This is a genomic window from Bifidobacterium asteroides (genome assembly GCF_030758775.1).
Lineage (GTDB): Bacteria > Actinomycetota > Actinomycetes > Actinomycetales > Bifidobacteriaceae > Bombiscardovia > Bombiscardovia kimbladii.
The window spans coordinates 1,328,329-1,346,951 of sequence record NZ_CP132384.1 but is presented as its reverse complement, the minus strand read 5'-3'; the positions used below and the strand labels follow the sequence as shown (position 1 = coordinate 1,346,951).

11 protein-coding genes, 1 pseudogene and 1 riboswitch are annotated in these 18,623 nt (G+C 60.8%); of the genes and pseudogenes, 7 read left to right on the top strand and 5 right to left on the bottom strand.

The window, feature by feature from the left end; translation table 11 throughout:
• Window positions 1-61 precede the first annotated feature (61 nt).
• Together RAM15_RS05250 and RAM15_RS05245 are read left to right on the top strand one after the other, a co-directional pair.
• Window positions 62-1,081 carry a DUF3027 domain-containing protein gene (locus RAM15_RS05250; protein WP_306221058.1) on the top strand — a complete coding sequence of 340 codons (1,020 nt, stop codon included), beginning with the start codon at window positions 62-64 and terminating at the stop codon, window positions 1,079-1,081.
• A 102-nt stretch (window positions 1,082-1,183) separates the two neighbouring features.
• Entirely contained in the window at window positions 1,184-3,832 is a 2,649-nt protein-coding gene (locus tag RAM15_RS05245; protein WP_306221057.1) for an ATP-dependent Clp protease ATP-binding subunit, read from the top strand.
• Window positions 3,833-4,225: 393 nt separating this feature from the next.
• Here RAM15_RS05245 and RAM15_RS05240 read toward each other — a convergent pair whose 3' ends face one another.
• A complete protein-coding gene (locus tag RAM15_RS05240) occupies window positions 4,226-6,658 on the bottom strand; it encodes an energy-coupling factor transporter ATPase (RefSeq protein ID WP_306221056.1) in 2,433 nt (810 codons plus the stop codon).
• A 9-nt stretch (window positions 6,659-6,667) separates the two neighbouring features.
• Window positions 6,668-7,293: pseudogene (locus tag RAM15_RS05235) on the bottom strand (ECF transporter S component).
• Window positions 7,278-7,412: riboswitch (FMN riboswitch) on the bottom strand. It overlaps the preceding pseudogene by 16 nt.
• A 238-nt stretch (window positions 7,413-7,650) precedes the next feature.
• On the opposite strand from RAM15_RS05235, the gene RAM15_RS05230 reads away from it, so the two are divergent.
• Window positions 7,651-8,676, top strand: a complete 1,026-nt coding sequence (locus RAM15_RS05230) for a glycosyltransferase (RefSeq protein WP_306221055.1) — start codon at window positions 7,651-7,653, stop codon at window positions 8,674-8,676.
• A gap of 12 nt (window positions 8,677-8,688) precedes the next feature.
• On the opposite strand, the gene RAM15_RS05225 is transcribed toward RAM15_RS05230, so the two are convergent.
• Together RAM15_RS05225 and RAM15_RS05220 are read right to left on the bottom strand one after the other, a co-directional pair.
• Window positions 8,689-9,462 (bottom strand): histidine phosphatase family protein, encoded by a 774-nt coding sequence (locus RAM15_RS05225; protein ID WP_306221054.1) that lies wholly within the window; start codon window positions 9,460-9,462, stop codon window positions 8,689-8,691.
• A 52-nt stretch (window positions 9,463-9,514) separates the two neighbouring features.
• On the bottom strand, window positions 9,515-10,294 hold the full coding sequence (locus RAM15_RS05220) for a nitroreductase family protein (RefSeq protein WP_306221053.1): 780 nt from the start codon (window positions 10,292-10,294) through the stop codon (window positions 9,515-9,517).
• A gap of 172 nt (window positions 10,295-10,466) precedes the next feature.
• On the opposite strand from RAM15_RS05220, the gene ppgK reads away from it, so the two are divergent.
• From ppgK to RAM15_RS05200, 4 genes are all read left to right on the top strand, one after another.
• Window positions 10,467-11,237 carry a polyphosphate--glucose phosphotransferase gene (gene ppgK, locus RAM15_RS05215; protein WP_024626544.1) on the top strand — a complete coding sequence of 257 codons (771 nt, stop codon included), beginning with the start codon at window positions 10,467-10,469 and terminating at the stop codon, window positions 11,235-11,237.
• A 75-nt stretch (window positions 11,238-11,312) separates the two neighbouring features.
• On the top strand, window positions 11,313-12,494 hold the full coding sequence (locus RAM15_RS05210) for a pyridoxal phosphate-dependent aminotransferase (protein ID WP_306221052.1): 1,182 nt from the start codon (window positions 11,313-11,315) through the stop codon (window positions 12,492-12,494).
• A 131-nt stretch (window positions 12,495-12,625) separates the two neighbouring features.
• Entirely contained in the window at window positions 12,626-14,002 is a 1,377-nt protein-coding gene (locus tag RAM15_RS05205) for an MFS transporter (RefSeq protein ID WP_306221051.1), read from the top strand.
• A gap of 70 nt (window positions 14,003-14,072) precedes the next feature.
• Window positions 14,073-16,310 carry an exo-alpha-(1->6)-L-arabinopyranosidase gene (locus tag RAM15_RS05200; protein ID WP_306221050.1) on the top strand — a complete coding sequence of 746 codons (2,238 nt, stop codon included), beginning with the start codon at window positions 14,073-14,075 and terminating at the stop codon, window positions 16,308-16,310.
• 18 nt (window positions 16,311-16,328) lie between these two features.
• Here the strand turns inward: RAM15_RS05200 and RAM15_RS05195 are convergent, their stop codons facing one another.
• The gene (locus RAM15_RS05195) at window positions 16,329-18,584 is read right to left on the bottom strand and encodes a hypothetical protein (protein WP_306221049.1); all 2,256 of its coding nucleotides are present in this window, start codon (window positions 18,582-18,584) and stop codon (window positions 16,329-16,331) included.
• Window positions 18,585-18,623: the final 39 nt, after the last annotated feature.

Genomic DNA, 18,623 nt, shown 5'->3' with positions numbered 1-18,623 from the left:
GCGAGAACAATCCCACGTGGATCGGTCTGATCCGGTCCCACTGATGATGAAGGTGTGATAGATGGTTCAAGAGGACCTGGATCCTGAGGAACTGGCTAGGCGAGTGGCTCTGAGCGTGGCCGCCGACAGCGATGAGGTCGGTGGGCTGGTCGGCCGCACCCTGATTGGCGACGGAGTCTGGGACTACCGGTTCGCCTCGGCCATCAAGGGCTATGAGGGCTGGCAGTGGTCGGTCACCCTCTACCGTGACGAGGATGCCGATACCTGGACTGTGGATGAATCCTCTCTGGTGCCTACAGATGCGGCCCTGCAGCCGCCCGCTTGGGTTCCCTGGAAGGACCGCCTGCTGCCCTCGGATCTGAGCGTGACCGATGCCATGGGAACCGAGCCCGACGACCCCAGGCTGACAGCCGGATACAAGCCAGCGCAAGCCAGCCATCAGAATTCTCAAGTACAGCAGAGCCCCGAAGATGATAACCCCGCAGATGATGAAGAAGGCCAGCAAGAATCGAGTCCCCTTGTTGGTGATGGGTCCGATCAGGAGACTGACGGCGTGGTCTTCCGCCCGGCAGACCGCCCAAGTGAAGAAAAAGACGTTCACGAGCAGGAGTCGAATGATCTGATTCCCCTCGGCGCACAGACCTCTTCCGATGACCTGGATGAGGCCGTCGACCGTTTCGCTCTGACCCGCCGACACGTGATGACGGCCGAGGCCAGGACAGCGACCGCCAAACGTTGGTACGAGGGTCAGCACGGTCCCAAGTCCCTGTCGACCAGGACGGCCAAGGGCAAGGCCTGCGAGACCTGTGGCTTCATGATTCCCCTGGCAGGCGATCTGGGGACCATGTTTGGCGTCTGCGCCAACCGATGGAGCCCGGACGACGGGCGCGTGGTCTCCCTGGATCATGGCTGCGGCGAGCATTCCGAGATCGAGCCCCAGGAGGAGTCCCATCTCTGGGTCCAGTCCCAGCCGGCCTATGACGATCTTCATATTGACGTGGTCAGGCAGAAGCCACGCGAGGAGCGCTCAGAGGTGGAACTCATGGAGCAGATGCAGTCGGAAGACGGCTCAGAGGACTGATTCCAAGGCCTCGTTGCGTTCAGAGCGCAATCACCGGCGGGCCGAGAATAAACGTCACCGTAAATCTGTAGAGTGAATTACGGATCAAAGGGAAGGACAAGTATGTTCGAACGGTTTACCGACCGTGCGCGGCGGGTGATTGTGCTGGCGCAGGAAGAGGCCCGCACCCTGCAGCACAATTACATCGGCACCGAGCACCTCCTCCTGGGCCTGATCAGGGAGGGTGACGGTGTTGCCGCCAAGGCCCTGGCCTCCAAGGGCGTGGAACTGGATGCCACCCGCAAACAGGTTGAGGAGATGATCGGTAAGGGCAATGCGGTTCCCAATGGGCATATCCCATTCACCCCGCACGCCCGTCAGGTTCTGGAGCTGTCACTGCGCGAGGCGCTCCAGCTGGGTCACTCTTACATTGGCACCGAGCACATTCTGCTGGGACTCATCCGCGAGGGTGAGGGCGTCGGCACCCAGGTGCTGATCAAGATGGGTGTGGACTTGGGCGATCTGCGGACCGCCACTATTGACATGATTCGCGGCAACCACGAGGGCGGCGACGCTGGCAAGGGCGATCTGGCCAATGCCGGCGGCGTTTCCAACAAGGGTGGACAGACCGGTTCGGCCATTCTGGACCAGTTCGGCAGGAACCTGACCCAGGAGGCTGCGGAAGGCAAGCTGGATCCGGTCATCGGCCGGGCCAACGAGATCGAGCGGGTCATGGTCGTCCTTTCCAGGAGGACCAAGAACAACCCCGTGCTGATCGGAGAGCCCGGTGTAGGCAAGACCGCTGTGGTCGAGGGCCTGGCGCAGAAGATTCATGAGGGCGATGTTCCCGAGACCCTCAAGGGCAAGCAGGTCTACTCGCTGGATCTGGGTTCCATGGTGGCCGGTTCACGCTACCGGGGCGACTTCGAGGAGCGCCTGAAGAAGGTGCTCAAGGAGATCAAGACCCGCGGCGACATCATCCTCTTCATCGATGAGATTCACACCATCGTCGGCGCAGGTTCGGCTGACGGGGCCCTGGGCGCCTCTGACATGCTCAAGCCCCTGCTGGCCCGCGGCGAGCTGCAGACCATCGGAGCGACCACCACCGACGAGTACCGCAAGTACATCGAGAAGGATGCGGCCCTGGAGCGGCGCTTCCAGCCCATTCAGGTCTCCGAGCCCACCATCGCCCAGACCATCGAGATCCTCAAGGGTCTGCGTGGCCGTTATGAGCATCACCACCATGTCACTATCACTGACAAGGCCCTGCAGTCGGCGGCTGAGCTCTCTGCACGCTACATCCAGGACAGGAACCTGCCTGACAAGGCTATCGATCTGATCGATGAGGCCGGCGCACGCCTGCGCATCAAGCGGCTGACCGCCCCGCCGGAGCTCAAGGAGCTGGACGCCAAGGTGGATCGCATCTCCGCCCAGAAGGATCAGGCCATCAAGGACCAGGACTTCGAGAAGGCCGCTCAGCTGCGCGACAGCCAGGAGAAGCTGGAGGCCGAGCGCAAGGAGAAGGAACAGGCCTGGCACGAGGGCGAGTCCGACGTCAAGATGGTTGTCGACGAGGATGTGATCGCCGAGGTGGTCTCTTCTACCACCGGCATCCCGGTCTTCAAGCTGACCCAGGCCGAATCCAAGAAGCTCTTGGGCATGGAGAAGGAGCTGCACAAGCGGATCATCGGCCAGGACGAGGCCGTCTCCGCCCTGTCCCGCTCCATCCGCCGCACCCGTGTGGGTCTCAAGGATCCCAAGCGTCCCGCAGGTTCCTTCATCTTCGCCGGCCCCACCGGCGTGGGCAAGACCGAGCTGGCCAAGGCTCTGGCCCAGTTCCTCTTTGACGATGAGAATGCCCTGATCCGGGTGGATATGTCCGAGTTCTCGGAGAAGTACTCCACCTCTCGTCTCTTCGGCGCCCCTCCGGGGTACGTGGGCTACGAAGAGGGCGGCGAGCTGACCGAGAAAGTCAGGCGCAAGCCGTTCTCTGTAGTCCTCTTCGACGAGATCGAGAAGGCTCACCCGGACATCTTCAACACCCTTCTGCAGGTGCTGGACGACGGCCATCTGACCGATGGGCAGGGTCGCATGGTGGACTTCAAGAACACCATCATCATCCTGACCACCAACCTGGGAACCCGCGACATCGCCAAGGCGGCCAATACCGGCTTCAACGTGAGCGGCAACACCGAAACCTCCTATCAGCGGATGAAGGACCAGGTGACCAGTGAGCTCAAGCAGCAGTTCAGGCCCGAGTTCCTGAACCGTCTGGATGACATCATCGTCTTCCAGCAGCTGACCGAGCCCCAGGTCCGTCAGATCGTCGATCTGGACATCGCTCAGCTCAACGATCGTCTCTTTGAGCGCCACATGTCCCTGGATCTGACCGACAAGGCCAAGGACCTGCTGGCCGAAAAGGGCTTCGATCCGCTCCTGGGTGCCCGGCCTCTGCGCCGCGTCATCCAGCGGGACATCGAGGATGCGGTCTCCGAGAAGATCCTCATGGGCGAACTTACGGACAACGAGTCCGTCCAGGTCGATGCCGAAGGCGAGGGCATCCTGGGTGAGTTCACCTTCACTGGCAAGCCCTTCGAAGGACCCCGTCATGCGGCCAGCTCCGCTGATAAGCAGGACCAGAAGTCTGAACTGGTCGGAGCTTCGGTGAGCTCTTCCGACGCTGATGTTCCGCCAGCAGGCGAGGCCGACAGCCAGAGCCAGGATGGTCAAGGTTCTGAGCAGTCCGCTCAGAGTTCGCCTGCCAGTGACTGAGATAAGGGTTGAGGCCCGACGCAGCTGACTGAAGAGGGGTTGGAGCACATTACAGTGCTCCAACCCCTCTTATTCTGTACTGCCGGGGATTTGCGTCGATATCTGTAATGCAGTTTCTGAAACGTCACTTGGAATCCATGGCTTCTATTGGCAGTGTGAGCTCGGCATTTGCTTTTGCTTACGAGTCCATCGAATGGTTCGATCATTCTCTTATATCAGGCTTAAGGCAGCGATGGAATTGGCAGGTAATTGACATCAGTGTTTGCCAGGTCAGCATTCCATGTATAACGGTTCGTTTACCCCAAACGGCCGGCGACTCAGGCCAGGCGTGGAAGAAGGCCTTGTTGACCTTGAAGGAACAAGGAACCTAAATGCTTGACGTAGCCGGACCCCTCAGAACAGGGGATGCAGCAGCAGGGCCAACAGGTAAAGGGCCATGAGAGCGATGAACAGGATGTCCATCCTGCCCAGTCGCAGCAGTCGGTAGTGGGTGCGCTCTTGACGGCTGCCCTCATAGCACCGGGCATCCAAGGCCCGGCTCAGGTTGTCAGCGTGGCGCAGGGCTCCGGCGAAGACGGGAACCGTGATAGCCATGGCCGCATGCAGGCGTTGCGAGAGCGAGCCGGACTCGATGGATCCGCCACGGGCTGCCTGGGCTTCCACGATGGCCTGAACCTCACGTCCTAGGGTAGGGATGAAACGCAGAGCCAGTGAAAGGACCAGGGCGATTTCATTGGTGTGGATGCCCAGCCTGGACAGTGGGCTCAGCAGGGATTCACAAGCATCGGTCATCTGTGTCGGGGTGGTGGTCTCCACCAGGAGAGCCCCCAGAAAGATGATCAGCATGAAGCGGCAGGCATAGAGTACAGCCACCCAAATGCCGCCGGTGGTCAGCACGAATGGACCCCAGGCAGCCAGTCTGCGGCCGGTCTGAGTGACCAAGAGATTGAACAGGGCCAGCAGAAGCATGAGGGCCAGAAAGCCCTTGACTGATTTCATAATGGAATGCAGTGGTGCCCGGGCGGCGGCAAAGAGGCCTACAGTGACCACCAGCGCCAGAACAAGCTGCGCAGGCGTGGAAATGGCGAAAGCGGTGAACATAGCTAGGAGGAAGGTCACCAGCTTGGCTCGCGGGTCCAGCCTCGCCAGCAAGGATAAGGGTTTCTGGTCGGCTTGGGTGCGATCCGTTTTCCTGCCTGAAGTTTCTTTGCCAGCAGCTTCCTTCTCCGCTGCATCTGTGGCGAGCAGCTGATGGTAGCGCTCCACGACTTCGGCAGTAGGCCCATAGGCTAGCGTTTCTCCATGCTCCAGGAGCAGGGTCTGGTCGGCCAGATCCAGGGCCTCGCGATCGGCGTGGGTGCTCATGACGATGGTGACGCCGCGCTGATGGAGCACTCGAAGCAATGCCATAATTCGTGCGCAGGCCTGGGGGTCGAGACTGGCGGTGACCTCGTCCAAAACCAGCAGTTGCGGGCTGCAGGCTACGACGCCGGCGATGGCCACCAGGCGCCGCTGACCCCCCGAGAGGTCGAAGGGGGAGCGGTCGGCCAGATCACCGATGCCCAGAAGCTTCATGGCATCATCCACCCGCTGCTGCACCTGTTCGGGCCCATAGCCCAGGTTGTGTGGACCATAGGCGATGTCCTGACTAACAGTATCCGCAAAAAGCTGATGTTCGGGGTATTGCATGACATAGCCGACCCTTTGGCGCAGAAGCTTCAGATTCTGGCGTCGCAGATGCTTGGCCTTGGGCCGGTCGGGTCCGGCCAGGGGCAGGCCGGCCACCTGGATGGATCCGCTGTCGGGATCTGCCAGGGCACAGATGAGCCTGGCCAGAGTTGACTTGCCGGATCCGTTGCGCCCGATAATGGCTAGGGTCTGTCCTCCAGCGAGCTCCAGATTCACCTGGCTGAGGGCTTTGCTGCCTGCGTCAGGAAAGCTGTAAGAGACATCCGAGAACTTGACCATGGGGATAGCGTGGTCATCGACTGTGGTCTTTGCGCCCGTATCCGATGCCCTGCTTTGGGTCAGCGAATTCTGGTCAGGTTCGCCAACAAGGGCAGGCAGATCCTGCCTGTTCAGAATCTGATCAGGTCTTCCAGAGGCCACGATGCGCCCATGATCAAGCACGAGAACCCGATCAGCCCGTCTGGCTTGTTCGAGCAGGTGGGTGATGTGGACGACAGCTGTGCCCTGGGCTGTCAGCCGGCAGAGGATCGATTGAATCTCCTGCCGGCCGGCCGCATCGAGCATGGCTCCAGGTTCGTCCAGCACCATCATGCCTGGATTCATGGCCAGGCTGCCGGCCAGGGCCAGTCGTTGCTGCTGTCCGCCCGACATGCGGGTGGGATCATCATTCATCCGCGTCTGCAAGTCGACCTGTTCCAGGGCCGCTGGCACGCAGGAGAGCATCTTCTGGCGGGGCAGGCCCAGATTCTCGGGTCCGAAAGCCGCATCGTCCTGGACGACGGTGGTCACGATCTGGTCCTCAGGGTTCTGAAAGACCATACCGATGCTCCGCCGTGCCTGCCGGTAAGCCTCAGCGTCGATCTGGCGGCCCTGATCCTGGGTGTCGGAGCAGACCGCTCGGCCCATAAGCTCGACCTGGCCGTGGTCAGGTGCCGTCGCGCCCGAGAGAATGCTTCCCAGCGTGGATTTGCCGGAGCCATTCGCTCCCAGGATGCACAAATGTTCGCCTGCATGCACTTCCATGGACAGGTGGTCCAAGGCCCAGGTCTCGCCTCCGTCATAGGAGAAGGAGACCTGGCTGAGCCGGGCGACCGTTGTCTTCGAATCCGCTGAATCCAAGACGGCGGATTGGGTCATGGATGTGGCCTACTTGTTGATCAGTGTGGAGATGGGCTTGTAGATCAGGAAGGTGACTACGCCGTGGATGGCGAACTTCATCAGGTTGAAGGGCAGGAGGATGGGCACGATCATGGCGACCACCTTGGCCATGGACATGTGCGCGTAGAAGGGGTGATCACCACGTTGCACAGGATGGCTGCGATCACGCCCAGAATGGCGCCGGAGACAATTCCGATGACCGCTCCCTTACGGCTGTGCATCCTGCGGTAGACCAAGGCTGCCGGCACGCTCAGAGCCAGGGCCACGATCATCGAGATCAGAGCGCCGAAGGGGTTGGTGAACAGGTGCGGGACGAATCCCAGTATGGAGATGATGGCGGCAGCCGCCGGTCCGAAGGCGAAGCCGCATACCAGGACGACGATGCCTGATGGGTCGTATTTGAGCCAGGGAGCGGCTGGAAAGATCGGGAAGGAGAAGAAGCTCAGAACCATGGCCAAGGCTACGAAGAGCGCGTAGACCGCGATCCGCTTGGTCGACCAGCGTCCTGAACCACCTGCACCTGTGGAGTGGACATCGTTGAAGCGCGTGTCCTTGTTTGCAGTGGTGTGTGAATGAGAATTGGGCATGCTCATAGAGGGCCTCGTTTCTTCCATCCGGACTGTAACCGTTGGCTTCGGACTTCGACCGATATCCACCGCTTGCGCGGGTCGCGGGCTCCCGGCCTTCAGCCGGATACCGCCAGTAAGGACTTTCACCTTCCCTGAAACTGACGATTTCAATATAGCTGCGGTCCTTGGAATGGTCAATTCCCTCTTGCTGCTGGTGCATTTCCAGACACGCCAGGAGGGCAATACAACCGCCTTTCATGCAACCATTGCAGCCTGCACAACGAATGTGAGGTTGTCGAAAGTTCACAATGCTGCAAGGAGGCTGGAGGATGCCGAGGATGAGCGACCATCTGCTGCCTGTGAAAAGAGGCAAAGTTACGGGGCAGTGCCACAATGGAGAGCATGGGAAAGACCTTGAACAAGGCGGCCATGGTCGTCGTTACGTATAAGCGTCAGGAATTGCTGACAGGCCTGTTCGACTCCATCCTCCAGCTCACCCAGGCCCCTTGGCGGATTGTGGTGGTGGATAACGAGCATTCGGCAGACACGCGAACCATGGTCGAGCAGTTTTCTGAACGTGTGACCGGGCGTTGGGGCAGGACCATCATCGACGGCTCCGGCAATCAGGATCGTGTCGTGTATCTGCCGCAGGACCACAATGGTGGCGGCGCGGGAGGCTTCTCCGCCGGTGTGCGCAAGGCATACGAGCTTGGTGCCAAATGGTTCTGGGTCATGGATGATGACGTTGCAGTAGAGCCCGAAGGACTTGACCTGCTGGCTAAGTGGAGTGAACGCTATCAGGTGGTGCAGGGTTCCCGGCTGGATTATGATGGCGGCCCCTTCTATTGGCAGTATCATTTCCTTACCGCCTTGGGCATTCCAGACCCGATAGCACCAGGGGAGTTCGGCCCATCGGGCTGTCGTCCCATGAACACCATGTGCTTTGAAGGAGGGTTCTTCTCCCGGCAAGTTGTGGAACAAATCGGTCTGCCTGACCCGCGCTTCTTTATCTATTGGGATGACACCATCTATGGGTATTTGGCATCCAAGGTCACACAGCCTGTGGTCGTATCCGATGTAGTCATGCGTCGGACTCGCAACATCGCCAACTGGAACATTGCCGGGGTGCGCCAGCTCAATTCCACCTCGGATATGAATCGCTACCACATCATGCGCAACCGAGGTTTTATGGCCAGGTATTTCATGGTCCATGGGGACTATCGGCCTCTGGCTTTCGCCCTGGGGACCCTGGCAACAGCTCTCAAGGAAATCATCCGCCTTCTGGCTGTTGATCGCAGTCACATCATGACTGGTATCCCTGCCATCCTGAAGGGATGGGTGGATTCGCGCCAGATATTGCACGATCCCGACTGGAGGCCCATGGAGCCCCTCAAGGGCCAACCAGCCAGGGAAATACAGGGCGCCTGAAAGTTTTGCCTGCTACTTTTCCTGACTTCCTGCTTGGAAGTACTCCATGGAACCGATAGGCCCTGCCAGATGGAAACCGTCATCCTGGTAGATGACCTTGGTGACAGCGGTGTTGTCCATGTCAGGGATGGGGCAGTGGTCATCGATGGCCACTAGGAACTGTTGCAGGCACATGCCGGAGGAGACCACCAGGACCGGTCCGCCGCCCTCTTCGATGGCGGACTGGGCGATGCGCGTCAGCACCGCGATCATCCTGCTGCGGACCTGGGCGGTGGTCTCAGCCCGATCCTGTTCCTCAAGTCCGGCGGAAAGGACGTCCTGGGCATCCAGCCGATGGAAGGTGTCCTGCATATGGACGGAGATGTTCCTGCCGTAAGTTGCCTTGGCCGTAACGAAGTCCTTAAAACCCATGGCGGCGCAGACCTGGTCCAGAGTGGCGCGCTCGTCCCGGCCCTCGAAACTGCCGAAATTGTCCTCGCGCAGGTCAGGGTCCACGCCCACACGCAGGTCTCCGTTGCCGGACATATCAAGGGCCAGGCGGGCCGTTTCATACTGGCGGCTCAGATTGCCGCTCCAGGCTGCCCGGAAGCGAATGGACCGCAGACCCCGACCGAACTGGCGCACGTCCTCGCGGCCTTGCCAGGTGAGAGGGAAATCGGACCAGCCCTGCATCAGATGCATGACATTGGCCGTCGTTCTTCCGTGACGGGTCAGATAAAGGGTTGTCGAACCAGCTTCAGTGCTTGGTTCGGTGGTGGGCTGAGATGATGATGCTCCATTGTTCATAGTTCATCACCCTACACGGTCCCCTTGCCGGAGCACTGGGATACAGCCCCGATCAGGACCTGATGAAACGGCCTCCGTCTCCCCAGGTCCATGTGCCGCCGCCGGCGCCAATCTGGAAGTTCATTTTGGCTATGCCCAGATCGACTGCGGATCCGTAGGCGACCGAGGGATCCAGGGTGGCGATCGCATCGCCTGTGTCCTTGTCCCAGGCGAAAACCACCGGCTGTCCGTTCATGGCCGAAGGCGCCTTGGCGGCGGCAGCCACGCCGGCTTTGAACCACTCCGGAGCATCCCGGCGGTCCTGCGCGCTCATGGCTGAGGTCAGCTCCTCATAGCTCTTGGAGGTTCGATGCTCGCTCTGACGTTGGCAAAGCTTGTCGAAGTCCTGGTTGCCGTAGCCGACCTGATCGGCTGGGTAGCCGATGGTGACTACCAGATAAAGCGACTGGCTGGGGGTGATCCGGCAGTGGCGTTCGGCTGCCTGACGGTCCCAGCTGCCCGACACCCATCCTGTCCCCAGTCCGTACAGGGTGGCGGAAAGGACCATGCGCTCGCCGTAAAAGCCGGCTTTCTCCAAGCTCTCCTGATCGTCCTTGGGTCCGACCAGGGCCAGGTAGTTGGCCGCATTGGCTAGGTGGCCGGAGGCGTTGTCGGCCGCGAAGGCATCGGGCTTGCCCAGGACCAGCTGCATGTCCAGACCGCTCAACGTGTTCAGAGCGTTCAGGGTGCTGCCCAGCTGCCTGGCCAGGTCGGGATCGATGGGCTTGGGGTCATATTCTCTAGTGGTGATGCGCACGTTGACTGCGTCAATAAGCTGTGTATGTTCGGTCATAATCTCATTATCCCACCCAATTATTCTTCCTGCAGGTAGTGGCACAAGCCAAGTGGAAGGGCCGCGCTTGGTCTGGCTTATGCCGCCCCCAAGGGCTGCAGAGGCATGCCTTGGGGTACAATCGCTACCGTGCCGGTTCGGACCCTCATCTTTGATCAGCTAAGGAGCAGCAATGATTGAAACAGCGCAGGCTTTCGGAGTGGATATTGGTGGATCCGGCATCAAGGCTGCCCCTGTCGACCTGACGATCGGGGATTTTGCAGAGCCTCGCAAGAAAATTCTCACTCCCGAGCACTCCACGCCGGAGGCTGTGGGGGTTGTCGTCAAGGAGCTATTGGACCGCTTCGAAGTTTCCTCGGACGTGCCTGTGGGCATCGCCTTCCCGGCCCCTGTCAAGCCTGACAAGCCGCTGGATTTCATGGCCAACTTGGACCAGGCCTGGGTGGGTACCAATGTCCAAGAGGTTCTTTCCAAGGCCTGCGGCAGGCCCGTCAGCGTTGTCAACGACGCGGATGCGGCCGGTCTCGCCGAGGTGCAGTACGGGGCTGCCAAGGGCCAGAAGGGTCTGGTCATCGCCACCACACTGGGCACCGGAATCGGCACGGCGCTGATTTATAACGGCGTGCTGATTCCCAACAGCGAGCTGGGCCACCTGACGCTGGACGGCAAGGACGCAGAGAAGTACGCAGCCTCATCGGTGCGTGACCGCAAGAAGCTGAGCTACAAGAAGTGGGCCAATCGTCTGACCAAGTACTACCGCCTGCTTGAACACTACTTCAACCCTGACTTCTTCGTCGTCGGCGGCGGTGTCAGCCGGATGAGCGAGAAGTTCCTGCCCCACATCGACATCAAGACCCCCATCGTAGCTGCCAAGCTGCGCAACCAGGCCGGCATCGTAGGCGCCGCCTATCTGGCTGACCTTCGGCAAAAGCACCTGGGGTGAAGCAGGGCTTTTCCTGCGGCCATCCTGCATGGAGCGTTCATGCGGGTGTTGGATCGGATGAGGGGCTGAAGAATCGTGCATTTTTCCCGCCGAACAGGGTCTGACCGCCCCAATCGCATTGCTCTTGCCGAGTCAGAAGCCCGAGCTCATGGTCTCAAGCTGGGCAGGCTGAACGACTCCAATCCCACCCGCTTCGGGCTGGCCCCGGCATTCCTGCCGCAAGTCTATGAGGCGGAACCGAGGGGGCCTGGTAAGGCCCGCCAGGCCCTGGCTGAGTTTCTGACCGCGCGCCGGGGATTGGGCCAGAGCGAGGGCGGCAGAGTGGTCAGTCCTGATGACCTCTACCTGCTCTCATCGACATCCGAGGCTTATTCCTGGCTGATGAAGCTCCTCTGCGATCCGGGTGACGCCATTCTGGAGCCCAGGCCTGGATATCCTCTCATAGAATCCATCGCCGGACTGGAGTGCGTTCGGACAATCCCATACCGCCTGTCCTACGACGGATCCTGGGTCCTTGACCTGGCCACAGTCAGGCAGGCCCTGGAGGGACCGGATGGCGATCGTATCCGTGCCCTGGTCCTTATCAACCCCAACAATCCCACCGGTTCCTACATTCATCCGGAAGAACGCCAGTCGCTGCTGGAACTCTGTCAGCGGCATGGGGTGGCCGTCATTGCGGACGAGGTCTTCTTCGACTACCCGCTGGATCCCCTGCCGGGTCGTGCCCGGTTGGCCGGTGAGAAGCAGGTGCTGACCTTCGCCCTGGACGGGTTCTCGAAGAGCCTGGCAGCTCCCCATGCCAAGGTGGGCTGGATCCAGGTTTCCGGGCCAGCCGACCAGGTTGCCCAGGCCAAGCGCCAGCTCGACCTGATAGCCGATGATTACCTGCCCATGAGTCTTCTGATCACCAGGGATATGGAAGCCATGCTGGCAAATATTCCCAGTCAGACCAGCCGAGTGGGGGAGCGCGTCAGGGGCAATCTTGAAAGCCTTAGACGGATATTGGGCCAAAAACAGTCCAGCGTCTCCCTGCTCAGGCCCGAGGGAGGCTGGAACGTTCTGCTGCGCTTTCCCCAGGTCATCGACGAGGAGGAATTGATTCTCCGCCTGATTGGGTCCTACGGGTTGACTGGCCAGCCCGGATACTTTTTCGACATGCCAGGCAACGGATACCTGGCCCTGTCGCTCCTTCCGGAAACCTTGGAATTCCGCCGAAATGTAGACTCAGTCGTCTCAGCTATCGAAAAAATGCTGTGAAGAAAACCCTCCTCTTGCCTGGTTTGCTCCGATAATGAATTCGGAATGATCACCCGTCATGGAAGGGGGAGGTTGGTGGGGCTCGATGATGAGCCACTGATTGCAAGGTTGCACACGAAGGAGCATTGAAGATGGGGAACAAACATAATGATCGAAGGGGAGACCCGGCTGAGGGGGTCGGTGATCGAGTATGGGAGGACATCAAAGCCATGGCCTCTGCGGATGAGGCCGGAGGCGCTGTCGCAGGCCAGGGCATGGATGCGAGCCTGGCTCCTGATACCGGCAGAAGGCTCAACAGCAAGGAGAAGGTCCGTTTCGCCATCGGGTTCGCCCTGGTATCCCTGCTCTGGGCTGCGCCCTTTTCCATGGGTTCAGGGGTTCTTCTGCCTCAGATCTTCAATACCCTGCACGGGGTCAGCGCCGAAGCGGCCCTAGGGACGATGAATTCGATTGGCTGCGTATTTGCCTTGGTGGCCAACGTTATTTTCGGCGCTCTCTCGGATATGTCCAGGTTCCGCGTCGGCAAGCGCACCCCCTGGATCGTGCTGGGCGGTATTATCGGCGCCCTTGGTTTTCTGATGATCATCCAGTCGCATACCCTTTTCATGATCATCTTTGGCTGGTGCATCGTCCAGGTGGGCATCAACTGCCTGATAGCCCCGGCTGTGGCGGTCCTCTCAGACAGGATTCCCGAATCGACCAGGGGAACCTACTCGGCTCTGTATGGTGCCAGCCAGGTGGTTGGCCAGCAACTGGGAAACATCATCGGCAGCTCGTTCATAGCCAACATCCGCACGGGCCTGATAGTCGGCATGATCATCTTCCTCTTCTCTGGAATCCTCACCGTGTTGATCTGGCCGCGCGAGAAGTCAGCTGCAAACACAGTCGTGGAACGCACCTGGGCTGACGTCGGCCGGTCCTTCATACCGCCCACCAAGAACAGCCGGGACTTCTACATGGCGCTTCTGGGCAGGTTCACTTTCATCGTCGGCTGTTACATGATCCAGGGCTACCAACTCTACATTCTGCAGAAGTACTGCCGTTTGAGTGATGACCAGGCTGCATCCACACTCAAGATCATGGCTCTGCTCTCGGTGATCACCACCATCCTGGCCGCTGTGGTCTCGGGCCCTCTCTCGGACTTCCTGCAGAAGCGGAAAGTGATTGTGGCCATCAGCTGTCTGATCATTGCTCTCGGGATGGTTTTCCCCTTCCTGATGCCGACCGCAACGGGCATGTACATTTATGCCGCCTTGGCCGGAATCGGCAACGGTTGCTACATGTCAGTGGATCAGGCGTTGAATGTCGATGTGCTGCCGAATGCCAAGGAGGCGGGCAAGGACCTGGGCATCCTCAACCTGGCCAATACCATTGGCCAGGTGATCGCCCCCGGGTGCACCACCCTGGTCATCGGCATCTTTGGCGGCTATAGGATGATCTTCCCCGTCGCCATCGTCTGCCTGCTGGCGGGGACCTTCTTTATCATGATGATCCGTAAGGTCAAGTGAGTCTGAAAACCTGTAATCCGGACCTGTGATGAGCAGCGGCCCGGGCAATCGAATCCGAAAGGACACAGACATGACGGAAAAATCGCATACCAAAGCCGAGGATTTGGATCTGCAAGAGGAGGCCTCGCTGACCTCGGGATCCGACTCCTGGCACCTGCAGGGACTTCCCGACAAGGGCTATGAAGGCTATATGATCACCGACGGCCCTTATGGCCTGCGCAAGGCCACAGGCTCCGACGTCTACGGCTCGGTCCCGGCCACCTGCTTCCCTCCGACCGCCGGACTGGCCTCCTCATGGAATCCTGATCTGACCTACCAGGTGGGCCAGGCCATGGGCGAAGAGTGCATCCAGGAGAAGGTGGCCGTGATTCTGGGCCCCGGCATCAACATCAAGCGCAGCCCGCTGGGCGGCCGCAACTTCGAGTTTTACTCGGAGGATCCGCTCCTGGCTGGGCATGAAGCCGCTGGTCTGGTCGAAGGGGTCCAGTCCAAGGGAGTCGGAACCTCTCTAAAACACTTTGCAGCCAACAACCAGGAGACCGACAGGCTCAGGGTCAGCTCTGACGTGGACGAGCGCACCTTGCGCGAGATCTACCTGCCGGCCTTCGAATACGTGGTCAGGAATGCCAAGCCCTGGACCATCATGTGCGCCTACAACAAGCTCAACGGGGTCTTCAGCTCGGAGAACCGCTGGCTGCTGACGGACGTGCTGCGCGGCGAGTGGGGCTACCAGGGCATGGTCATGTCCGACTGGGGGGCTGTCCACAACAGGGTCAATGCCCTGCAGGCCGGGCTCAATCTGGAGATGCCGCCCTCCCACACTGACGACCAGGTGGTTCAGGCCGTGCAGGCTGGCAAGTTGGGCAAGGAACAGCTGGACCGGATGGCCCAGGGGATCCTTGACCTGATCGACAAGGCCCGTCCGGCCATGTCCCAGCAGGGGTATCGCTACGACGTCCAGGAGCACAACAACGTGGCCCGTCGCGCGGCCCAGGAGTCCATCGTGCTGCTGCGCAACGAGGATCGGATCCTGCCGCTTGATCCGAAGAAGAAGGTCGCTGTCATCGGCGAATTCGCCCGGACTCCGCGCTACCAGGGCGGTGGTTCCTCGCACATCACACCCACCGAGGTCTCTTCGGCGCTGGATGGCTTCAAAGAGGCCGGAATGAATGTGGACTTCGCGCCCGGGTTCACGTTTGACGACAAGGAGCAGGATCCTGCTCTGACCCAGCAGGCGCTTGAGGTCGCGCGCGGAGCCGACACTGTGGTGCTCTTCCTGGGGTTGCCTGAAGATGCCGAGTCCGAGGGCTTCGACCGCACCAGCATGGATCTTCCTGACAAGCAGGTGGCTCTGCTCAAGGCTGTCTCCGAGGTCAACGACCGGGTGGTCGCCGTCCTCTCCAATGGAGCCGTGGTGACAGTTGCCAACTGGATGGACAAGACCAAGGGTCTGCTGGAGACCTGGCTGCTGGGCCAGGAGGGAGGACGCGCCGTGGTGGATGCGCTGACCGGCGCCGCCAATCCCTCGGGACATCTACCTGAAACCATTCCGGTCCGGCTGGAGGACAACCCCACCATCACCTCCTTCCCCGGCGAGGAGGGTCACTCCCGCTATGGCGAGGGCGTCTACGTGGGCTACCGCTACTACGACACCTTCCAGCGTCCGGTGGCCTTCCCCTTCGGGTTCGGGCTGTCCTATGCCGACTTTGACCTGGATCAGGTTGCGGTGACCAAGACCGGAGCCAACTCGGCTCGGGTGGAGGTGACGGTGACCAACACCTCGCAGGTGGATGGCGCTCAGACCGTGCAGGTCTATGTGGCACCCTGCGCCAGCCGGGTGAACCGGCCCAGCCATGAGCTCAAGGCCTTCACCAAGGTCTTCCTGAAGGCCGGGCAGTCCCGCCGAGTGAGCATGGACCTGACTGAACGCGACTTCGCCTACTGGTCCACAGCCATGGATACCTGGCATGTGGAGGCGGGCACCTACCGTATCCAGGTGGGTACCTCCAGCCGCGATCTGGTTGCGGAGCAGGACCTGCAGGTGGACGGCGACGGCAGGTTCATTCCGTTGAATGCCGAATCGACCATGGCCGAGTGGCGTGAGAATTCGATCGGCGGGCCCATCCTGCGTGACCGTGTCGAGCAGGATGGCATACCGCTGCCCGACGATCCCAATACGGCCCAGCTTTTCGACACCATGCCTCTGGCCTCGGTCATCACCCTGTCGGGCGGCGATGGCAATGGCATCGTGGCTGACATGGTCGACCGGTATAACCAGGCCCTCAAGCAACAGGGTCTGGACTCCTGACACCGAGGTCGGCTGGGCTCAGGGTCCTAGGAACCAGACGGCCACGTTCATGGCTTGGCTGGAGTCGAAGTGCTCCAGCAGGACCACGGCGTTGATAAATGTCAGGATCAGACCAGCCAGGCAGGCCAGTGTCAGCAGGCTCATGACGGCCGCTCCCGCAGTGGAGCGGCCGTCTTCGTATATTGAGGATGCAGCGGCCATGACCACCACGGCGGCCAGGCAGATCAGCCAAGCGAAATCGATGGTATAGCGCACTGAGAATCCGCCAATATAGGAGTCCGCGGCCATGACCAGGACCGCCAGGGCCAGGGCCAGGATCAAGGCGGGCATCCATCCCCGGCGCTGCAGATAGTTTCGCACTCGGGGCAGGGCGACAAGAGCCATGGCCAGCAATAGTACCGGGGAGGTGACCAGGAGCCCGCCCAGGCCAGGTTCGGTGAAGTGCCAGATCCGCATGGGAGCCGGGGAGAATTGCAGGTAGGGGAAGATGGGCAGACTGGTCAACGGCTGCAGCAAATAGTAGCCGAAGATCTGAAGCAGGCCCTGGGTGCCGGGATGATAGTTGGTCAGGTCCAGGACGGTCATTTGATACCGGTTGCCGAAGTCCAGCATGGATCCGAACCGCCAACGGTTGTACCAGAGCAGGGGGGCGGCCACCAGGAGGACCGGCAAGAGGCCGCAGGTCAGCAGGGACAGCGCCCGCCCCCGGGACAGGCCGTCAGGATGGCTGCCACGCGTGAACAGGGTACTGAATACTGCCTTTATTTCCCGGGCAAACAGGGGTAGCGCCAACAGACCGGCGGCCAGGAAGGTGGGTCGGCAACCCAGGGTGGCAGCCACTGACAGCGATCCCAAAAAAAGCCGGGTTGGGGACAGATGCCAGGGGTGGTCCCCGTCTTCTATGGTCCACATACGTGTTGACCGATGACTCGGATGTTTACCAGCGTCCGCAGTCTGTTGCCTGACCCGTCTGGCCCCCATCCAGAGCCAAAGTCCGGTCATGACCGCCAGCAAGGAGGCATCGAAGGGAATCGTGTAGAAGTTTCGGCGGCACCAGAGGTAGACCATGCCGGATCCTCCCAGCATGGTTGCAAGGGCCATGCCGACCACGGCCAAGTTGACTCGGGGAAACCAGCGGGCCAGCAGGCGGATGGTGGCCAGAGCCGTCATGATGGTGGCCGCCGCAACCAGCAGGGCTGCAGCCGAACTGGTGGGCAGGGCATAGCCGCCTGGATGCACCAGGCCGGTAATCGCTCGGTAGGGCAGGAAGAGCAGCAGCACCGGCAGGACGCCGAAGTAGGAGTACCAGTGGCCGCCCCGGTAGACGTAGTCCCAATAGATGGGTTGCTGGTCCTGTGCCAGCAGCGCGTTGCGGGTGGCTATGTCAAAGGGGTTGGCTGCCTTGGCCAGACCTGGCGCCTGGCCCAGATCCAGCCAGGGGCGTCCATGAAGAAGGGCCTGGGCTACGTGATCGTACTGGTTGAAGTCGTAGACGTAGGCATGCGGCTGGTGGTAGGCCATGGGGGTGAAGGTGGACAGATCATGCTGGATGTTCCAGCAGGACCAGGCTGCCAGCGGGGCCAGGATCAGGGCCAGGACCAGACGCTGGCTCACCGAGCCTGTATCCAGCCGGGTCCGCCAGAGGATCGAACCGGGCAGGTAGCCCAGGATCAGTGCTGCCAGACAGGTCAGCATCAGTATCCGCGCCAAGTTGAAGTCCAGGGGGACCACCTTGGCTGGGGTCACTCCTGTCAGTTCCAGTCGGGAACCGATGGGTTCCTGTATCCACAGGCGCATGGCCTGTATCCGGGCGCCGCTGGGTTTTCCGCGGATGCGCAGATAGTGGCTGCGAGCCTGACCGGGGCAGACCAGTCCTCGGGTGCCCTGGGTCCAGCCCCCATCGCCGGCCAGGCGCAGGTCCAGACGTACATGGATCTGCGACAGGAATGAACCCTCGACATCCTCTGCAAAGTGAGCCTGGGCGAAGGATGCCTGTCCATCGGCGACAGGGACATCCACCCAGGCGCCAGCCGGATCGGCGATTTTCAGTCCCCCGCCCGGCAGAGGGGACAGCCCTGGTCCCAGCCGGCCTGGTGGGGAGTGGGCATCGCCCGTAGTCTGTGCCGGAGAGTTTGACCTGGAGCCTATCAGGGACTGCCAATGGGCCAGATTGAACACTCCCAGTTCGAGGATGAGCACAACAACAAGCGCTGCCAGCAGCCGAATGGTCGTGCCCCTGGCCGGGGTGGGTCGTCGCAGGGCTGGCAGAGTCATCACGGTTTTATTCTAACGGCGACATGTCGCGCTGGATTG